The sequence below is a fragment of the Methylobacterium sp. 092160098-2 genome (assembly GCF_028920805.1).
Taxonomy (GTDB): domain Bacteria; phylum Pseudomonadota; class Alphaproteobacteria; order Rhizobiales; family Beijerinckiaceae; genus Methylobacterium; species Methylobacterium fujisawaense.
In genome coordinates this window covers 5,127,501-5,145,966 of sequence record NZ_JAQPZJ010000001.1, presented here as the reverse complement: position 1 = coordinate 5,145,966, position 18,466 = coordinate 5,127,501, and the positions used below count along the sequence as shown (strand labels likewise).

15 protein-coding genes (1 of these 15 running past the window's edge) are annotated in these 18,466 nt (G+C 72.5%); 11 read left to right on the top strand and 4 right to left on the bottom strand.

Going from position 1 to position 18,466, the window contains the following annotated elements; genetic code table 11:
* Positions 1 to 2 precede the first annotated feature (2 nt).
* Both PQI07_RS24205 and PQI07_RS24200 read left to right on the top strand, forming a co-directional pair.
* A complete protein-coding gene (locus PQI07_RS24205; RefSeq protein ID WP_274927567.1) occupies positions 3 to 683 on the top strand; it encodes an ATP-binding cassette domain-containing protein in 681 nt (226 codons plus the stop codon).
* Positions 683 to 2,224, top strand: coding sequence for a PhnE/PtxC family ABC transporter permease (locus PQI07_RS24200; RefSeq protein ID WP_052083592.1), 1,542 nt, complete (start codon positions 683 to 685; stop codon positions 2,222 to 2,224). The genes PQI07_RS24205 and PQI07_RS24200 overlap by 1 nt, the downstream gene beginning before the upstream one ends.
* Positions 2,225 to 2,341: 117 nt before the next feature.
* Here the strand turns inward: PQI07_RS24200 and PQI07_RS24195 are convergent, their stop codons facing one another.
* Entirely contained in the window at positions 2,342 to 4,525 is a 2,184-nt protein-coding gene (locus tag PQI07_RS24195; RefSeq protein WP_446720969.1) for a TonB-dependent siderophore receptor, read from the bottom strand.
* 334 nt (positions 4,526 to 4,859) lie between these two features.
* Positions 4,860 to 6,149 carry an alpha/beta hydrolase gene (locus PQI07_RS24190; protein WP_274927566.1) on the bottom strand — a complete coding sequence of 430 codons (1,290 nt, stop codon included), beginning with the start codon at positions 6,147 to 6,149 and terminating at the stop codon, positions 4,860 to 4,862.
* 291 nt (positions 6,150 to 6,440) lie between these two features.
* On the opposite strand from PQI07_RS24190, the gene PQI07_RS24185 reads away from it, so the two are divergent.
* Positions 6,441 to 6,626 (top strand): hypothetical protein, encoded by a 186-nt coding sequence (locus PQI07_RS24185; protein ID WP_043354537.1) that lies wholly within the window; start codon positions 6,441 to 6,443, stop codon positions 6,624 to 6,626.
* Between the two features lie 56 nt (positions 6,627 to 6,682).
* Here the strand turns inward: PQI07_RS24185 and PQI07_RS24180 are convergent, their stop codons facing one another.
* Both PQI07_RS24180 and PQI07_RS24175 read right to left on the bottom strand, forming a co-directional pair.
* On the bottom strand, positions 6,683 to 8,320 hold the full coding sequence (locus PQI07_RS24180; protein WP_274927565.1) for an acyl-CoA synthetase: 1,638 nt from the start codon (positions 8,318 to 8,320) through the stop codon (positions 6,683 to 6,685).
* 79 nt (positions 8,321 to 8,399) lie between these two features.
* Positions 8,400 to 9,014, bottom strand: a complete 615-nt coding sequence (locus PQI07_RS24175; protein ID WP_051044948.1) for a PAS domain-containing protein — start codon at positions 9,012 to 9,014, stop codon at positions 8,400 to 8,402.
* A gap of 318 nt (positions 9,015 to 9,332) precedes the next feature.
* On the opposite strand from PQI07_RS24175, the gene PQI07_RS24170 reads away from it, so the two are divergent.
* The 8 genes from PQI07_RS24170 to PQI07_RS24135 all read left to right on the top strand — a co-directional run.
* Positions 9,333 to 9,980 (top strand): ParA family protein, encoded by a 648-nt coding sequence (locus PQI07_RS24170; RefSeq protein WP_274927564.1) that lies wholly within the window; start codon positions 9,333 to 9,335, stop codon positions 9,978 to 9,980.
* Positions 9,964 to 10,302, top strand: coding sequence for a ribbon-helix-helix domain-containing protein (locus PQI07_RS24165; RefSeq protein WP_043354543.1), 339 nt, complete (start codon positions 9,964 to 9,966; stop codon positions 10,300 to 10,302). The genes PQI07_RS24170 and PQI07_RS24165 overlap by 17 nt, the downstream gene beginning before the upstream one ends.
* Positions 10,303 to 10,583: 281 nt before the next feature.
* Entirely contained in the window at positions 10,584 to 11,915 is a 1,332-nt protein-coding gene (locus PQI07_RS24160; RefSeq protein WP_043761076.1) for a septal ring lytic transglycosylase RlpA family protein, read from the top strand.
* Between the two features lie 172 nt (positions 11,916 to 12,087).
* Positions 12,088 to 13,332, top strand: a complete 1,245-nt coding sequence (locus PQI07_RS24155; RefSeq protein ID WP_043354561.1) for a D-alanyl-D-alanine carboxypeptidase family protein — start codon at positions 12,088 to 12,090, stop codon at positions 13,330 to 13,332.
* 10 nt (positions 13,333 to 13,342) lie between these two features.
* Positions 13,343 to 14,065 carry a dTMP kinase gene (gene tmk / locus PQI07_RS24150; RefSeq protein WP_182592904.1) on the top strand — a complete coding sequence of 241 codons (723 nt, stop codon included), beginning with the start codon at positions 13,343 to 13,345 and terminating at the stop codon, positions 14,063 to 14,065.
* Between the two features lie 373 nt (positions 14,066 to 14,438).
* On the top strand, positions 14,439 to 15,491 hold the full coding sequence (locus PQI07_RS24145; RefSeq protein ID WP_179698575.1) for a DNA polymerase III subunit delta': 1,053 nt from the start codon (positions 14,439 to 14,441) through the stop codon (positions 15,489 to 15,491).
* Between the two features lie 999 nt (positions 15,492 to 16,490).
* Positions 16,491 to 18,068 carry a methionine--tRNA ligase gene (gene metG / locus PQI07_RS24140; protein WP_179698576.1) on the top strand — a complete coding sequence of 526 codons (1,578 nt, stop codon included), beginning with the start codon at positions 16,491 to 16,493 and terminating at the stop codon, positions 18,066 to 18,068.
* Between the two features lie 32 nt (positions 18,069 to 18,100).
* Positions 18,101 to 18,466, top strand: partial view of a TatD family hydrolase gene (locus PQI07_RS24135; RefSeq protein ID WP_179698577.1) — the 5' end (the start) only. Its footprint extends 438 nt past the window's final position; 366 of the gene's 804 nt are visible here — the first part of the coding sequence; it begins with the start codon at positions 18,101 to 18,103; its stop codon lies off the right edge, out of view.

The window sequence follows — 18,466 nt, the reverse complement described above, 5'->3', positions numbered from 1 at the left end:
CCGTGGCGAGCGGCGCGCAAGCCCGGGCGGCCATCGTCCTCCGGAACGCCTCCGCATCCTATGGCGGGCGTCCGGTGCTTTCGGACCTCGACCTGACCGTGCGGGCGGGGGAGCGCGTCGCGCTGATGGGCCGCTCCGGGGCGGGCAAGTCGACCCTGATCGGCCTGATCCACGCCCAGGCGCCCGAGCAGGTGGCGCTGGTGCCCCAGGCCGCCGCCCTCGTGCGGCCGCTCTCGGTGTTCCACAATGTCTATATGGGCCGCCTCGACCGGCGCTCGACCCTGCACAACCTGCGCACCCTGGTCCGGCCGGCCCGGGCGGACGTCGCCGCGGTGGAAGCGGTCCTCGACCGGGTCGGGCTCGCGGACCGGCTCTGGGCCCGGGCCGGCGAACTCTCCGGCGGCCAGCAGCAGCGCGTCTCCGTGGCCCGCGCCCTCTACAACGGCCGGCCGATCCTGGTCGGGGACGAGCCGGTCTCGGCGCTCGACCGCCAGCAGGGCGCGCGGATCCTCACCGAGCTGGCCCGCAGCCACGAGACCCTGATCCTGGCGCTGCACGACGTGGCCCTGGCCCTCGCCCAGACCGACCGGATCGTGGTGCTGGAGGCCGGCCGGATCGTCCTCGACGCCCCGTCGGCGGGCCTCGATCCGGCGCGGCTCAACCCGTTCTACGCGGCCGCCTGATGCGCAGCCCCGCCTTCCTGCCGCGGCCCGGCTACGCGGCGGTGAGCCGCTGGTTCCTGGCCGCGGCGCTCGCCGGCCTGCTGGTGGCGGACCTGCAGGTCACGACGCTCCACCCCTTGGCCGACCTCGCCCGCCTCCTCGGCGGCCTGATCCGGCCCGATTTCCCCGCGGTGGAGGGCTGGAGCGTCGTCTACACCGTCGCCTTCGCGATGCTCGGGGTCGGGCTCGGCGCCGGGACGGGGCTGCTGCTGGCGATCCCCTTCGCCCGCTCGCGCACGGTCCGGCTCGCCTGCGCGGGCGTCCGCGCCGTCCACGAGCTGTTCTGGGCCCTGCTGCTGATGCAGGTCTTCGGGCTCTCGGCGACCACCGGCGTGCTCGCCATCGCGCTGCCCTATGCGGGGATCTGCGCCAAGGTCTATGCCGAGCTGATCGAGGAGGCCGACCTCGCGGCCGTCCGGGTCCTGCCCGCGGGCACCGGCGCGGTCTCGGCCTTCCTGTACGCCCGCCTGCCCGAGGTGGCCGGGCGGATGCGCGACTACACCCTCTATCGCCTGGAATGCGGCCTGCGCTCCAGCCTCGTGCTCGGCTTCATCGGCCTGCCGACCATGGGCTTTGCCTTCGAATCCGCCTTCCGCCAGGGCCGCTATGCGGAAGCCGGGGCGCTGCTCCTGATCTTCTACGCGCTGATCGGCACGCGGCGGCTCTGGGTGCGGGCCCGGACGCTGCCTCTCCTCCTCGTCGGGTCCGTGCTGGCGCTGCCGCCCACCGTCGGCAGCGCGGCGATCGGCCCGAGCCTCGCGCGCTTCCTCGGCCACGACATCGTGCCGGCGCCGCTCCGGGACGCCGCCCTCGCCGAGCCCGAGACCTGGGTCCGGCTCTGGTCCTGGCTGCGCCCGATCCTCGCCGGGCAGGTCCTGCCCGGCACCGCGCAGACCCTGATCCTGGCGCAGATCGCGCTGGTGGCCACCGCCCTCGGGGCGCTGGTCCTGTTCCCGCTGACCGCGCGGCGCTTCGCCGGACCGATCGGGCGGCCCCTCGGGCGGGTGCTGCTGGTGGTGGTGCGCTCCACGCCGGAATACGTGCTCGCCTATCTCGGCCTGCAGCTCCTGGGCCCCTCGATGCTGCCGGCGATCCTGGCGCTTTCGCTGCACAATGCCGGGATCGTCGCCTACCTGATGGGCCGCCACGCCGACGCGATCCCCTACCGGGCCGACGCGCCCCGGGGCCTCGATCTCTACGCCTACGAGACGGTGCCGCGCCTCTACGGCCAGTTCCTGGCCTACCTGCTCTACCGCTGGGAGCTGATCCTGCGGGAGAGCGCGATCTTCGGCATCCTGGGGGTCACGACGCTGGGCTTCTACGTCGACGCGGCGATCTCGGAGCTGCGCCTCGACGTGGCCGTGGTGCTGATCGCCGCCACCGCCCTGGTGACGGTGGCGGTCGACGCCCTCTCCCGGGCCCTGCGCCGGTCCCTGCGGATCGACGCCCTGCCGACCCGGCTCTCCGGGCCGCAGCCGATCACCGGGGCGGAGCCGACCTGAGCGGGATCGGTGACGTCGGCCCGGACGGGGCGCCGGCCGGCGATCCGCGGCGCGAACCGAACCCGGGTCGCCCGGAGCCTGCGCCGGACCGGGACCGTGAAACCCGGGCGCCCCGCCTCACCACTTGTAGCTGATCTTCGCCAGCACCCGCCGGGCATCGCCGTAGAAGCAGGAATTCTGCGCCTGGCAGGAGGAGACGAAGCGCCGGTCGGCGAGGTTCGTGGCGTTCACCTGGAAGCGCCAGTTCTCGTAATCGTAGTGCACCTGCGCGTCGAACAGCACGTAGTCCGGCAGGCGCAGGGTGTTGCCGACGTCGGCGAAGGAGCGGCCGATGTAGCGCACGCCGCCGCCGAAGCCGAAGCCGCGCCAGTCGCCGGTCGGAATCGTGTAGTCGAAGAACAGGTTGGCGAGGTTTTCGGGGGTGTTGACCGGCACGCGCCCGAGTTGGTCGACGGTGCCCCGCACGGTGTTGATCCCGAAGACCGTGAAGGAGCCGACGACGTTGAGGCCGTCGAACAGGTTGGCCACCAGCTGCGCCTCGAAGCCGGTGGAGCGCACCGCGCCGAGCTGGCTCTGGAACAGCGTGTTCGCCGGGTTCGGCGTCAGCACGTTGTTGCGGTGGATGTCGAAGCCCGCGAAGGTCAGGAAGTAGCCCTGGCCCGGCGGCTCGAACTTGACGCCGCCCTCGATCTGGTCGCCCGTCTCCGGCTTGAAGGTCTGGCTGTTGATGTCCGTGCCGATCAGCGGCTGGAACGAGGTCGAGTACATCACGTACGGCGCGAGGCCGAAGTCGAAGTTGTAGATCGCCGCCGCCCGGTAGGTGAAGGCGCTGTCGTTGCGGCCGTTGCTGTTGGCGGGCGTCAGGCGGTCGTAGACCCGGTTGTCGACGAAGTCCTGCCGGCCGCCGAGGATCAGGCTCAGCTCCGGCGTGAGCTTGATCTGGTCCTGGAAGTAGAGCCCGACCTGCTGGAACGAGTCGGCGTTGATCAGGTACGGCGAGGCGGAGACCGTCTGCGGACCGTAGACCGGCGCGAGGATGTTCAGGTTCGGGGCCGGGAAGCCCGAGGCCTGGTTGTCGTGGATCTGGAAGTTCCGGTACTCCACGCCCATCAGGAAGTCGTGCCGGAAGAAGCCGTCGGAGAACTGCGCCTCGGCCTGGGTGTCGACGTCGAGCTGGGCGACCTTGGCGTGGTCCCGGAACAGGTAGCGGGCGAGCTGCGTCTGCTGCGGATCGGCGTAGCCGAGCTGGCCGATATAGGAGTTCTGGTAGCTCTCCGCGAAGGCGTAGCGGGCGTTCTGGCGAACCGTCCAGGTCTCGTCGAAGGCGTGCTCGAACTCGTAGCCGATGAAGGCCTGGTCGCGCCGGAAGGTGTTGAAGCCGGCATCGCCGACGTTGAGCGCGCGCGGGATGCGCAGGCCCAGCGCGGTCGGCTTCACCGTCCCGTAATAGGGCAGGAAGTTCGAGGTCACGGCGGAGTTGTCGCGCTGGAAGCTCGACAGGATCGTGAGCCGGGTCGCGCCGTCCGGCTTATAGGTGAAGGCCGGGGCGATGTAGTAGCTGTCGTCCGGCGCCCCCTGGACCTGGGTGCCGCCGTTGCGGGCGTAGCCGGTCAGGCGGGTGAACCAGTGGCCCTCCCGATCCGCCGGGCCGCCGACGTCGAAGGCGGCGTAGCGCTGGTCGAAGGAGCCGCCGCCGACCTCGATGGAGCCGAACGGCGTCTCGGTCGGGCGCTTGGTGACCTGGTTGATCAGGCCGCCGGGATTGCCGGCGCCGAACAGCACCGCGGCGGGGCCGCGCAGCACCTCGACGCGCTCCAGCCCGTAGGTGTTGACCCGGTAATACGCGAATCCGTAGTTCAGGAGCTGCAGGCCGTCGCGGTAGAGGCCGTAATCGCTCGCCACGAAGCCGCGCAGCTGGAAATAGTCGAGGCGCGAATCCGCGCCGAAGGTGCCCGCATAGGTGCCGGCCACGTACTGGGTCGCCTGCTGCAGGGTCTGGGCGTTCTGCGTGTCGATCTGCTGGCGGCCCACGACGGTGATCGATTGCGGGGTCTCGATCAGCGGGGTGTTGGTCTTGGTGGCGGTGGCCGAGCGCCGGGCCACGTAGCCGTCGATCGGGCCGGTCGGGCTCTCCACGGCGCGCGCGGGCGCCCCGGCGCGGACCGCGGAGGCCGGCCCGCCGCCGCCCTGGCTCTCCACGCTGAGCTCCTCGAGCTGCACGCTGCTGCCGGCCGGCGCCGCGGCGGCACCGCGGCGCGGCGCGGCGTCCTGCGCGCGGGCCGGGCCCGGCGCGGCCTGCACGCCAGGACGGCCAGGGAGGCGCCGGCGAGGAGGGTGCGCAGGGTGACGCGCCGGACGATGCCCGTGGCGCCGGGGAGGGGGTGGGCGGCTCTCATGATCTCTTGCCGGATGCGACGCTGCGGGCAGCCGGCCGCGTTCGCCGGATTCGCCCCCGACGTGTCGGCCGCGCTGTTTAGAATCGTGATAAACTACTGTAATACTTGATCTTTCCAGCCCCGGACTACGGGCAGCCGGGCGCGGCCGCAAGCAGCCTTCGCGCGGAAGACGAGGGCTGTTGCCATTTCAACACGTATCGGTGGTGCAGCGACCGGGCCCGCGGCCCGGCGGCCCGGGGCTACTTCACGCGGCCCGCGATCCAGCCGGCCAGGACGTCCGCCACGGCGTCGCTGTTCGTCTCCAGCATCATCATGTGGCCGTTGCCGTGGAGGCCCTGATCGGCCAGCCGGACCACGTCGGGCTTGGCGCCGGCCTGGGTCAGGAAGGCGATGGTGCACTCGTCGTAGGTGGCGTGGAACGAGGCCTCCGCGGTCACCACCACGGTCGGCACCTTCGCGAGGTTCGGCAGGGCCCGGACGGGCTCGCCCTGCAGCCAGCAGCGGATCCGCCCGTCGCCCCCCTTCGGATCGCCCCCCTTGGCGTCAGACCCTTTGGCCTGCTGCGCCACGATCAGGTCCTCGGGGGCCTTGACCGGGGGATCGAAGGTCAGCGGCATGCGGGTCAGGCCGTAGGCCCGGGCGCGCCCGTCCCCGGTCTTCTCCCAGAACTCCTTGCCGCCGCGGAACTGCACGTCGAAGAAGGGCGGGCCGTTCGGCTCGACGGCGACATGCGCCTTGACGAGGTCCGGCCGCGCATCCGAGGCCGCCCAGCCGAACAGGGCCGCCTGGCCGTGGGTGATCAGGATCGCCGGACCGATCTTCTCCAGCAGGGCCAGCAGGGCGGGATCGACCAGCTCCTCGGTCTGCTGGCTGTTGGCGAGGAAGGGAACTTGGCTGGCGAAGAACTGATCGAAGGCGGCGTTGCCCGGCACGCCCGCCCCGCCCGGCCAGCGGGTGTGGAGCTTGGCCTGCGGGTACAGGTCGTAGACCTCCGGGGCCGTGTGGGTGCGCTCCAGGCTGCGGGTGCCGAGCCGGTCGTAGGGGCCGTAGACCTCCGGGTTGGTGCCCGAGCGCCCGCGCCCGACCTGGTCGACCACGTAGACCGGGTAGCCCTTCTCGACGAAGCGCTGCACCCAGCCCGGGCGGCCATCCGCGGTGGCGAGGTAGTTCACGCCGGTCTGGGCGAGGCCGTGGACCATCACCACCGGGTAGGCTTGCGTGATCCGGGCCGGGCTGCGCGACTGCACGAACATCTGGCCGACCATCACGGTCTTGTCGCCGAGCTTCTGGTAGCGGCCGCCGATGTAGAAATAGCCGGCGCGCGTCACCGGCTCGGACGGTCCCGCCGGGGCGGAGGCGGGCGCCACGCTCTGGGGGGCGGCGGCCTGCGCCGGCGGCTGGGCCGGGACAGGGCCCTGGGCCCGGGCCAGTCCCGCCGCCAACCCGGCGGCCAGCCCGGCAGACAGGCTCAGCCCCTGAACGGCGAGCAGCGCCGCGCGGGCGCCGTTCGCGATGCCGTTGCCGGCCATGCCGTCTCTCCCGGATGCGCGCCACTCAGCGCGGGCGCTTATTGCGGGAAACGCAACGTTCGGCCAGCCGGGAAAGCTGCACCATCCCGCCCGCGATGTCCGCGGCGGGGTCGGGCGAAGCGTCACGGCAACCGGATCGCGGCCGAGCCCGGCCCCCGGCGCATGCCAGGCGCGCCCGCGGCGGTGCTGGCGCGGCGCGGGCGGCACGCCCACCTTGGGATCGCATCGGCGCCGCTACGCGCGCCCCTCGCCCGGATCACCCGCGGCGGGGCAAAGCCAAGGACTCCAGCCGTGGATCCCGCAACCGCCAAGACCCTGGTTTCCGCCGCCCTGGTCGCCGCCATCAGCCTGTTCAGCCTGGTGTCGCTCCAGGCCTTCGTCGCTCAGATCCTCGCGGACCTCCGCGACGCCGGGTCCGCCCCCAGGGCGGTGCCGGTCCCGGTCCGCGTCGACCGCCGGATTCCGCCGCAGGCCTGATCGGTCCGAGCGGGCGGCGTCAGCGCCGTCCGCCGGGATCTTCTGACGGATGCCGGTCAGGTCCCCTCCTGCCGGGCCCGCTCGCGCAGGATAAACTTCTGCACCTTGCCGGTGGAGGTCTTGGGCAATTCGCCGAACACCACGTGGCGGGGGAGCTTGTAGGAGGCCAGCCGCCCCCGGCACCACTGGATCAGCTCGTCGGCACTGGGGGATGCGCCGGGCTTCAGCTCCACGAAGGCGCAGGGGGTCTCGCCCCATTTCGCATCGGGCTTGGCCACCACCGCCGCGGCGGCCACCGCCGGGTGCTTGAACAGGGCGTCCTCCACCTCGATCGACGAGATGTTCTCGCCCCCCGAGATGATGATGTCCTTCGAGCGGTCCTTGAGCTGCACGTAGCCGTCCGGGTGCTTCACCCCGAGGTCGCCGGTGCGGAACCAGCCGCCCTTGAAGGCGGCCTGGGTGGCGGCGGGATTCTTGAGGTAGCCGCGCATCACCACGTTGCCGCGCATCATCACCTCGCCGATCGTGGCCCCGTCGGCGGGCACCGGCTCCATCGTCTCAGGGTCGCGGACGTCGAGGGCCTCGAGCACCGGATAGCGGACGCCCTGGCGCGCCTTCTTGGCCGCCCGCTGGTCGGCCGCGAGGGCGTCCCAGTCGCCGTGCCAGGCATTCACAACCGCCGGCCCGTAGCTCTCGGTCAGGCCGTACAGGTGGGTCACGTCGAACCCGGCCTCCGACATGCCGGCGAGCACCGCCTCCGGCGGCGGCGCGGCGGCGGTGAAGAACGCGACGCGCCTGTGCAGGTCCCGGCGCTCGGCATCGGAGGCGTTGATCAGCATCTGCATCACGATCGGCGCCCCGCAGAGATGCGTGACCCCGTGCTCGTCCATCAGCCGGTACATGGCCTCCGCCCGGACCTGGCGCAGGCAGACATGGGTGCCGGCCACCACCGACAGGGTCCAGGGGAAGCACCAGCCGTTGCAGTGGAACATCGGCAGGGTCCAGAGATAGACCGGGTGCTGGCCGAGCCCGCCCGTGATGACGTTGCCGAGCGCCAGCAGCGCCGCCCCCCGGTGGTGGTAGACCACGCCCTTCGGGTCGCCCGTGGTGCCCGACGTGTAGTTCAGGGCGATCGCGTCCCACTCGTCGTCCGGGAGACGCCAGTCGTGCTCCGGGTTGCCGCCGGCCAGAAACGATTCGTAGTCGGTCTCGCCGAGCCGGGCGCCGGGGCCGTCGTATTCGGGATCGTCCACGTCGATCACGAACGGCTTGGTCTCCAGCCCCTCCAGCGCCGCGGCGGCCGTGCGGGAAAATTCGCGGTCGGTGATCAGCACCGCGGCCTCGCCGTGTTCCAGGCAGAAGCGGATCGCGCCGGCGTCGAGGCGGGTGTTGAGGGTGTTGAGCACCGCCCCGGTCATCGGCACGCCGTAGTGGCACTCGATCATCTCGGGAGTGTTGGCCAGCAGCGCCGCCACGGTGTCGCCCCGGCCGATCCCGCGCGCCGCCAGCGCCGAGGCGAGGCGGCGCGCCCGGGCGTAGAGGTCCCGGTAGGAGCGCCGCAGGGGGCCGTGGACCACCGCCACGTGCTCGGGAAACACCCGCGCGGCCCGGTCCAGGTAGAGCAGGGGGGTCAGCGGCTGGTGGTTGGCCGGGACGCGGTCGAGGTCGCGGTCGTAAATCGTGTCGCGGGCCATCCCCGTCCTCCCGGCAAAATGTTGCCGGGACCGTAGCTTGCCGGGACGGGCGCGATCAATCGGGCGGGCGCGGGCGTCCTCAGTGGCGGGGCTCGTCCTCGGGCTCGGGCAGGAAGCGGGCGAGTTCGAAGCCGATCTCGATCATCAGGTGCTCGATCCGGTCGGTGAGGGTCGGCCGGTGCAGGGCGCGGGCGAGGTCGCGCAGGGCGATGATGTGCTCGGCCATCCGGTTCACCACCCGCTCGCTCTGCACGAGATTGGCGGCCTGCTCCTCGGTGCGGTCGATGGCGATGCCGCGCCCCCGGGTCGCCCCGCCGGCGGGGTCCCGCTCGATCCGGCCGCGCATCAGGAGCGTGCGGATCCCGGTGCGCGTGTCGCGGGTGCGGAACTCCGCCTCGACCGGACCGCCGGTCTCGGCCATCGCGTGCAGGTAGCTCTCGATCCGGATGCGGTCCTCGGGATGGGTGTGATCGAGGAAAACCTCGAGGGACACCCCGCCGGCGGCGGCCTCGGGGTCGAGGCCGAGCAGATCCGCGAAGGTGGCCGAGAGCGCCAGCTGCCCCGCCCAGTAATCGTGGGCCCAGGTGCCCACGACGCCGGAGGCTTCCAGAACGGCTTGCGGGATCGGGGCTTCGGCCGCGCCAGTCCGCGCCGGGGCGACACCCGCTTTTAAACTTGAGGTTTTCACCCCCATCGGACTCCTCGTCTCACCCGCGCTCACGCTACGGTATCCGAGCGCCGCTGGAAAGGCTGTTAACTCTCTATATGCTAAGAATCTTAACCTGAAGTTTAGATGGATAGCCTGTGGCCGCATTGGGCCTGGATCTTCGGAACGACGCGCCGTCTTAACGGGTCGTTAACCATGTCGGCCGCAACCTGCCTTGGGACATCCTTGGGTCACAGGATCGCGGCACGCCGCAAATTCCATACCTGAGGTTGATCCAGACGGCGCAGCGACCGGCGGTCGCGGGCGCCCGAACGGATGCACGGGGCCTTCTGGAGGACGCCCAGGATGAAAGCGATCACCTTCGTCACGCAGAAGGGCGGCAGCGGCAAGAGCACGCTGTGCATCTCCCTGGCGGTGGCCGCCCGGGAAGCCGGCCACACGGTCTGCATCCTGGAGATGGACCGGCAGGCCACGATCTCCGACTGGCTCGACCACCGCACCGCCGACGGCCCCGAGGTGGCGCAGATCGACGCCACCCAGATCGACGCCGTGATGGAGCGCCTGCGCGAATCCGCCTACGATTACGTGTTCATCGACACGCCGGGGGTCGATTCCACCGGCACGCTGTCGGCGATCCGCGCGGCGGACCTGTGCATCATCCCGTGCCGGCCGACCCCCGCGGACCTGCGGGCGTTCAAGCCGACCTTGGCCGCCGTCTACCGGCTGGAGAAGAAGTTCGCCTTCGTGCTGAACCAGACCCCGCCGCGCTCCTACCGGGTCCGCGACGCCGCGGACGGGCTGACGGTGCTCGGCATCCTGCCCGACGTGAACATCGTCGCCCGCACCGACCACCAGGACGCGATCGGCCTCGGGCAGGGCGTCACCGAATTCAACCCGAAGGGCCAGGCCGCCGGGGAGGTCCGCCGCCTCTGGTCCTGGATCGAGCGCCGCACGCAGCCCCTGAGGACGGGTCAGCATGTCCAAGCCGCCTAAGCTCAGCCTCGCGGCGATCGTGGCCTCGGCGAGCCCGCAGGTGAAGCCCCTCGCCCGATCCGCGCCGGCGGTCCGGCCGCAGGGCGCCGAGATCGTGTCGTTGACCCTCGCGCCTCCGGTGCCGAAGCCCGCGGCCACGCTCAAGCAGCGGGCCCGCCAGATGTCGGTCTATCTGGAGCCGCCGGTCTACGACCAGCTGCGCGACCTCGCCTACGCCGAGAGGACCAAGATGCACGCCCTGATTCTGGAGGGCCTCGACCTGCTGTTCAAGCAGCGCGGCGCCCAGTCGATCGCGCAGCTGACCGACGCGCAGTCCCGCTGAGGGCAGGCGGCTCCGCCTCCCTCCCCCGCGGCGGGGAGGGAGATGCCCTCCGGGAGCGCCTTTCCCCTTCTCGAACAGCCATTTATGCGTCGATCCTGAGATCACGCACGAACCGCCCGGCACCGTCGGGCGCAGCGCCTGAACCCCGACCTCCGGCAACGTTCAGGCTTCCTTTACGCGATCCCTACAATTCTGGGTGGACCCGGCCGCGGGCCTCTTGGCGCGTCCGGATCCGGTCCGGTTCGGGCCCCGGCCACGCGTAGAGTTTGGTGACCCCCACGATGGTGCGCACGACGCTTCCCCGGCCGGCGCGCCTCGCCCTGCGGCTCATGGCCGTCTCGGGCGTGGCCCTGGCCACCGCCAACTGCGCCACCTCGCCCCAGCAGAAGCTCGCCGCCGGGAACGGTATCGACCCGAAATACGGGGTCAAGGCGAGCCCGCGCCTCTACAACGAGGGCGACGTGATCCCGAAGGGCGGCGGCCGCCGCTACACCGGCAAGCCCTACGTGGTCGCCGGCCAGACCTACGTGCCGAAGGAGAATCCGAACGGCTACGTGCGCGAGGGGCTCGCCTCCTGGTACGGCTCGGCCTTCCACGGCCGCATGACCGCCAACGGCGAGGTGTTCGACCGCCACTCGATCGCCGCCGCCCACCCCACCCTGCCGCTGCCGAGCTACGCCCGGGTGACGAACCTCGACAACGGCTACTCGATGGTGGTGCGCGTCAACGACCGCGGCCCCTACCATGCCGGGCGCGTCATGGACGTGTCGGAGGAGGCGGCCGACGCCCTGGGCTTCCACCGCAAGGGCACCGCGCATGTGCGCGTCGAATATGTCGGCAAGGCCTCGGTGGCCGGCAGCGACGACCGCAAGCTGCTCGCCAGCCTGCGCACCGACGGCCGGCCGGCCGGCCGCTCGACCGTGATGATGGCCGATCTCGGCCCGACCGAGGACACGGAGCGCTACACGCGCTCCGCCCCGGCGCCGCTGGCCTTCCGTCCCGCCCAGGATTCCGCGTCGGAGCCCGCCGAGACCCCGGCCGCGCGGCCCGAGAGGACGGCACCGGTGCGCGCGCCGATCATGCTGGCCTCCGCCGCCGTGACGGTCCCGGCGGCCGTGCAGCCCACCGCCCCGCGGGTGCGGGAGTTCCGGCCCGCCCCCGTCCAGACCGCCGCCGCCAAGGGTGGCGGCGTCGGGGCCGGCAACCTGAAGGTCGCGGGTCTCAACCCGGCCCTCGCCCAGGGAGCGCCCCAGGCGCCTGGGCATGCCGCTGCCGGGAAAATCGCCTCGAAACCCGGCTCGGCCGCCCGTCCGGCGCTCGCCGAGGTCCACGGCCGGGGGGCTCCGGCGCCCGGCCCGACGAAGCTCGCCAAGGGCCCCTCCGCGCCGCCCTCCGCGCCGCTGCCGGCCTCGGCCAAGCTCGCCATGGCACGCCTCGCCGCCGTGCCGGCCAAGCCCGCGGCGGCCGCGCCGTCCAAGGCGGCGCCCGGCAAGTCCGCGGCGCCTGCCAAGTCCGCAGCGCCCGCCAAGTCCGCGGCGCCCGGCAAGGCGTCACCGAGCAGGATCGCCGCCCCTGCCGGCGCCCATCACGCCCGCCTGGCCGGGATCTACTGACGCCGCCCGCGGCGTCGGCCATCGGGGCCTCGGCCGGATCCCGGCCGGGTCTCGGCCGCCGATGCGGCATTTCGCGTTCGATCCGGCGCCGAAACCGTAATATGGTCACGCTTGTTATTGGGATACGGCCGGGATGCTTCCGGGCCGGCGGCAGGCGTGGGACGGAACGGTAATGCGCAGACCCCTTCTCACCCTCCTCGCGGCCGCCTGCGCCCTGGGCGCCGGCCTCGCCGCCGCCGCCGCACAGAGCTTCCAGACCGCGGCCCCGCACGCGATCCTGATCGACGCCGATTCCGGCTCGGTCCTGTTCGAGAAGGCCGCCGACGAGCGGTTCTCGCCGGCCAGCATGGCCAAGCTGATGACCACCGACATCGTGTTCGAGGCGCTGAAATCCGGCCGCCTCTCCATGGACACGGAGTTCACCGTCACCGAGGACGCGTGGAAGCGCGGCGGCGCCGGCGGGGGCGGCTCGTCGATGTTCGCGCAGGTCAACAGCCGCATCAAGATGGCGGACCTGCTGCGCGGCCTGATCGTGCAGTCGGGCAACGACGCGGCGATCACCATCGCGGAGAACATGGCCGGGTCCGAGGAGGCCTTCGCGGGGCTGATGAACCAGCGCGCCAAGGAGATCGGGCTGACGAACTCGACCTTCCGCAACGCCACCGGCTACGCGGCGCCCGACCAGAAGGTCACGGCCCGGGACATGGCCAAGCTCGCGCTGCACATCATCGACACCTACCCGGATTACTACAAGATCTTCTCCGAGAAGGAGTTCACCTGGAACAAGATCCGCCAGCAGAACCGCAACCCGCTGCTCGCCCTCGACATCGGCGCGGACGGGCTCAAGACCGGCTACCTGGAGGAATCGGGCTACGCGCTCACGGGCTCGGCGGTGCAGAACGGCCAGCGGCTCGTTCTGGTGGTCTCGGGGCTGAAGAGCGCCCGGGACCGCGCCTCCGAGTCGCGCAAGCTGATGGAATGGGGCTTCCGCGCCTTCGAGCCCCGGCAGGTCTTCACGCCGGGCGAGACCGTGGCCGAGGCCTCCGTGTATGGCGGCCAGTCGGGCTCGGTGCCGCTGGTGGCGAAGAAGCCCGTGCGGGTCCTGCTGCCGCGCGGCTCCAGCGACCGGGTCAGCGCCAAGGTGATCTATACCGGGCCCCTCGTCGCCCCCGTGGAGGAGGGCCGGCGGGTCGGCGTCCTGCGCATCCAGCGCGGCGATACGGTCGCCCTCGACCAGCCCCTCTACGCCGGCGCCTCGGTGGAGCCCGGCACGCTGTCGCAGCGGGCGATGGATGCGGCGCTGGAATTCGGCACCGGCCTCGTCCGCAAGGCCCTCGACCGGGCCGGCAAGGGCGGCGACAAGGGTGGCGACAAGGGGACGGACAAGGGTGCTGCCGGGGCGGCCAACCCCTCGTGACGGCGCGCGCGTGACCGTGCTGCGGCTCCGGGATCCCGCGGAGGCGGGCGGCGCCTTCCTCACCTTCGAGGGGGGGGAGGGGGCCGGCAAGTCGACCCAGATCGCCCGCCTCGCCGCGACCCTGCGCGCGCAATCGGGCCGGGCCGTCTGCGTGACGCGCGAGCCCGGCGGCTCGCCGCGGGCGGAGGAGATCCGCACGGCCCTGCTCGACGGCGTCGCCAAGCCCTACGGCCCCTTCGCGGAAGCCCTGCTGTTCAGCGCCGCCCGGATCGACCACCTCGACCGCTTGATCCGTCCGGCCCTGCGCCGGGGCGAGATCGTGCTGTGCGACCGCTTCATCGACTCGACCCGGGCCTATCAGGGCGCCGCAGGCGGCCTCGATCCCGGGATCGTGGACGCCCTGGAGCGGGTCGTCGTCGGCCCGACCCGGCCCGACCTCACCCTGATCCTCGACCTTGCCCCCGAGGCGGGCCTCGCCCGCGCGGCCGGGCGCGGCGCCGGGACGGGGCAGGGGGCCGACCGGTTCGAGGCCGAGGCCCTCGACTTCCACATCCGGCTGCGGGAGGCCTTCCTGGCGATCGCCCGGGCCGAGCCGGAGCGCTGCGCGGTGATCGACGCGTCCCGCGATCCGGACACGGTCGAGGCGGCGATCCGGGCCGTCGTCGCGTCCCGGCTGCCCGAGCTTCTGCCCGACCGGCCGAAGGGGACGGGCAGAAGCGGCGATGCGGTGTGAGCGGCGGCGCTCCGCGGCCGGTTTGCGGCGTGCCCCGTTCGGGCTATCGTCCGGATGGAAACCGCCGCTCCCTGGCGCTGCCCCGTCAAGGTCGAGCCGGCGCACGATCACGGGGCGCAGGGCGCGTCGGCGGTGGAACCTCCGCTCGCCCTTCGTTCCGCGCGCGAGAATGCCGGAGAGGCCCATTCTCGGCACGCAGGCTCGGCACGCCGGGCCGCGCGCGACCGGCACGGGGTGGGTCGGTGAGGCCCGGGCGAGGCCGGTGCGACCGGCCCAGGGGCGTTCCGAGGGGCGCTCTCGGGGGCGCTGGGCACCGCCCGTGGGCTTCCGGAAGCGCAGCGGTGCCGGAACCGCCAGAGGAGCGAAGGCTCGCATGAAACCCGTGGACCGCGCCGCCGACGACGTCGAGCCCGGAGACCTGTCGGGCATCCCGCGCCCGCGCGAGACCCTCGGGCTCGTCGGCCACGGGGCGGCGGCCGACGCCTTCGCGGCCGCGATCGCGGCGGGCCGCCTGCACCATGCCTGGCTGATCGGCGGCGCCCCCGGCATCGGCAAGGCGACGCTGGCCTACCGGGTCGCGCGCCGCCTGCTCGCCCATCCCGCGGGCGGCGGGCCGGCGGGCCTCGACGTGCCGGCGGACGATGCCGTCATCGGCAAGGTGGCGGGCCTGTCGCACCCGAATCTGGTGGTCCTGCGCCGCCACCGGACCGCCGGCACCAAGACGCTGCCGACCAAGATCTCGGTCGACATGGTGCGCCGGGCCCTTGACCTCTTCGCCTCGACGGCCACGGATTCCGGCTGGCGGGTCTGCATCCTCGACAGCGCCGAGGATCTCAACGCCAACGCCGCCAACGCCCTGCTCAAGGTCCTGGAGGAGCCCCCGCCCCGGGCGCTGTTCCTGATCCTGTCCCACCAGCCCGGCCGGCTGCTCCCGACCATCCGCTCCCGTTGCCGGGTCCTGATGCTGCGCCCGCTGTCCCCCGAGGCGGTCGCCCAGGTGGTGCGCGGCCTGCCCGAGCCCTTCCCGCAACCCGACGAGACCGCCCTGGCCCGGGCGCTGGCCCAGTGCGAGGGCTCGGTCGCCCGGGCGCTGGCGATGCTCGATCCGGTCACCGCCGGCCTCGTGGCCGAGATCGAGACCCTGCTGGCGCGGGCGCGCACGCCCGATTGGGGCCGGGTGCTCAAGCTGGCCGAGACCCTGGCGGGCCGCGACGCGGAGGCGCGGTTCGAGGCCGCCCAGGACGCGGTGCTGCGCTTCGTCTCGGCCGAGATCGACCGGCGCCGGGACGAGCCCCCCGCCCGCCTCGCCGCCCTGGTGGAGGTCGCCGACCGGTTCGGCCGCGCCGCCCGGGAGGCGGCGATCTACAACCTCGACCGGCGCCCGGTGATGCTGTCCCTGTTCGGGGACCTCGCCGAGGTGGCGTAGGGCCGGACGCGGCGGTGCCGCGGGCGATGGGCGCCGTGAGAGGCCGCCGCGCGAGGCCGCCGCATCCCGTCGTCCCGGGGCCGCCCGGCGGGGCCTGGGATCCAGACACGCCGAGGCGGCACGGCCTCGCACGGACGGTGTCCCAGGTCGCCCGGCTCCGGCGTACCCCTCCGGGTCCGGGTTCGTCTGCGGCGCCCCGGAATGACCGCGCGGATCGATGGGCGCAGGGCCTCACCGACCGGACGCGCCGCCCGCACCTTGACAATGTTCCTATTTTGTGCTTCCTGACCGCACCTGTCCGCGGCGTCCCGGGAGCGATCCCGGGGCGTCCTTCGGGGGCCCGCCCGGTGGCTGACCGGGCGGGTCCGGGGGCGGGGCGGCGCCCGCGTCGGTGGCTTTCAGCCGCCATCGCCCCGGGCGGCGGACCGGTGCGGGGCGTGTCTCGGAAGCGGGCGTGAGACCGGGCGGCAGTTTGCCCGGCGGGGTCGAGGAAATGCCCCCGCGCCGACCCGCCTCTGGGCCGACCCTGAGCGACCTGCGGACCCGCCCACTACGAGGCGGGGGGCGGCTGGAAGGCCACGGCGCTGATGCGGGTTCCGGAGGTGCGGGCACGGCGTGCCTGGGCCTCGCCCGAGACCGCTAACAGGGAGTCGCAGGACCGGGGCGCTGGAGACGCCGCGACGAGAAAGACGGCACCGGCCGGGGCAGGCGCCCGGTCGATGCCGCGGGGCGCCGCGGGGATCGGATCCCGCGCGACTTTGGCCGACACCTGGGTTCCCGCGGCGTCCCGCGTCCCTCGTGTTCGCTCCCGGGCCATGCCCCCGGCGCCACCGGCGCGCGGGGACGATAACGCATGTCCGGAGACGGTTGACGACGGCCGCCTCCCGGACCGGCCGCCGTCGCGGCAGCGCCGGTCTTGCCGGTCGCGACGGTTGCGTCCCGGCTCCGGTCGCGCGACAACGCGGGCAGCTTCCCGCGCTCATCCGGAACACCACAGACGTGACGTCCAACGCCCCGGCGCCCCTGAAAAAAACCTTTGGCCTCTCGACCGCGATCTCCTACCCCAACGGCGCGCCCCATATCGGCCATGCCTACGAGGTGATCGCCGCCGACGCCATCGCGCGCTTCCACCGGCTCGACGGCTACGACGTGCTGTTCTCCACCGGGACCGACGAGCACGGGCTGAAGATCCAGCAGGCCGCGACCCGGGCCGGCACCACCCCGCGCGCGTATGTCGACGGCACCGCCGCCCGGTTCCAGGCGATGGCCGACCGGCTTGACTGCGCCTACGACCGCTTCATCCGCACCACCGAGCCCGGCCATTCCGCGGCCGCCCAGGAGATCTGGCGGCGGATGGAGGCCAACGGCGACATCTACCTCGACAAATATGCCGGCTGGTACTCGGTCCGCGACGAGGCCTATTACGACGAGGCCGAGACCCGGCTCCTGGAGGACGGCAGCCGCCGCAGCCTCGCCACCGACACGCCGGTCGTGTGGATGGAGGAGGAGAATTTCCTGTTCCGGCTCTCCGCCTATCAGGACCGGCTGCTGCAGCTCTACGCGGACCAGCCCGACTTCATCGGGCCGGACACCCGCCGGAACGAGGTGGCGAGCTTCGTGCGCTCCGGCCTCAAGGACCTCTCGGTCAGCCGCACCAATTTCGACTGGGGCGTGCCGGTGCCCGGCCATCCGAACCACGTCATGTACGTATGGGTCGATGCGCTCACCAATTATCTCACCGTCACCGGCTTCCCCGACGAGTCCGATCCGCGAAAAAAATTCTGGCCGATGGATCTGCACATCATCGGCAAGGACATCGTCCGGTTCCACGCGGTCTACTGGCCGGCCTTCCTGATGTCGGCCGGGCTGCCCCTGCCCAAGCGCGTCTTCGGCCACGGCTTCCTGCTCTCCAAGGGCGAGAAGATGTCGAAGTCGCTGGGCAACGTCCTCGACCCGTTCGAGCTTGCCGACACCTACGGCGTCGACCCGGTGCGCTACTTCGTGCTGCGCGAGGTGCCGTTCGGCGGCGACGGCAGCTACAGCCACGAGGCGATCATCGGCCGGATCAACGCCGATCTCGCCAACGACCTCGGCAACCTCGCCCAGCGCTCGCTCTCGATGGTGGCCAAGAACTGTGACGGTGCGGTGCCGGATCCGGGCAGCCTGGACGAGGCCGACCGCGCCCTGCTCGCCCAGGTCGATGCCCTGCCGGAGCGCGCCCGCACCCTGATGGGCGACCTCGCGCTGCACAGCATCCTCGCCGAGATCTGGGCCGTGGTGGCGGAGGCGAACCGCTACTTCGCCGCCCAGGAGCCCTGGCGCCTGCGCAAGTCCGACCCGGCGCGGATGAACGCCGTGCTCTACACGACGCTGGAGGCGTTGCGCGTCTTCGGCATCCTGACCCAGCCCTTCGTGCCGGGGGCGGCCGCCAAGCTCCTCGACCTGCTGGCGGTGCCGGCCGACCGGCGCAGCCTCGCCGCCGTGGGGGAGGGGGGCCGGCTCGTGCCGGGCACGGCGCTCGCCGCCCCCGCGCCGATCTTCCCGCGCTTCGAGCGCCCCGAGACCCCGTCCGCCTGACGAATCTTGCCGCCCGACGGCCCCGAGACCCGATGCTCATCGACAGCCACTGCCATCTCGACTTCCCGGATTTCGCCGCCGACCTGCCCGGGGTCATCGCCCGGGCGAAGGCCGCGGGCGTCACCGGCATGCTCACCATCGCCACCCGGGTCGCCAAGGCCGACACCTACCGGGCGATCGCCGAGGCTCATCCGGAGGTCTGGTACACGATCGGCACCCATCCCCACGGGGCCGCCGATGAGCCGGACGTCGCCGCCGGAACGATCGCGGAGATCGCCGCGGCCAGCCCGCGCTGCGTCGGGATCGGCGAGGCCGGGCTCGATTACCACTACGCCGACGCCGCCCCCGAGGCGGTGCAGGAGCGGGTGCTGCGCGCCCATATCGAGGCGGCGCGCCTG

Excerpts from the sequence above, each read along its gene's own strand:
- PQI07_RS24180 (WP_274927565.1), bottom strand. The coding sequence starts at position 8,320 with ATGGCCCGCGACACGATTTACGACCGCGACCTCGACCGCGTCCCGGCC.
- PQI07_RS24200 (WP_052083592.1), top strand. The coding sequence starts at position 683 with ATGCGCAGCCCCGCCTTCCTGCCGCGGCCCGGCTACGCGGCGGTGAGC.
- PQI07_RS24190 (WP_274927566.1), bottom strand. The coding sequence starts at position 6,149 with ATGGCCGGCAACGGCATCGCGAACGGCGCCCGCGCGGCGCTGCTCGCC.
- PQI07_RS24145 (WP_179698575.1), top strand. The coding sequence starts at position 14,439 with ATGAAACCCGTGGACCGCGCCGCCGACGACGTCGAGCCCGGAGACCTG.
- PQI07_RS24170 (WP_274927564.1), top strand. The coding sequence starts at position 9,333 with ATGAAAGCGATCACCTTCGTCACGCAGAAGGGCGGCAGCGGCAAGAGC.
- PQI07_RS24175 (WP_051044948.1), bottom strand. The coding sequence starts at position 9,014 with ATGGGGGTGAAAACCTCAAGTTTAAAAGCGGGTGTCGCCCCGGCGCGG.
- PQI07_RS24165 (WP_043354543.1), top strand. The coding sequence starts at position 9,964 with ATGTCCAAGCCGCCTAAGCTCAGCCTCGCGGCGATCGTGGCCTCGGCG.
- PQI07_RS24155 (WP_043354561.1), top strand. The coding sequence starts at position 12,088 with ATGCGCAGACCCCTTCTCACCCTCCTCGCGGCCGCCTGCGCCCTGGGC.
- PQI07_RS24160 (WP_043761076.1), top strand. The coding sequence starts at position 10,584 with ATGGTGCGCACGACGCTTCCCCGGCCGGCGCGCCTCGCCCTGCGGCTC.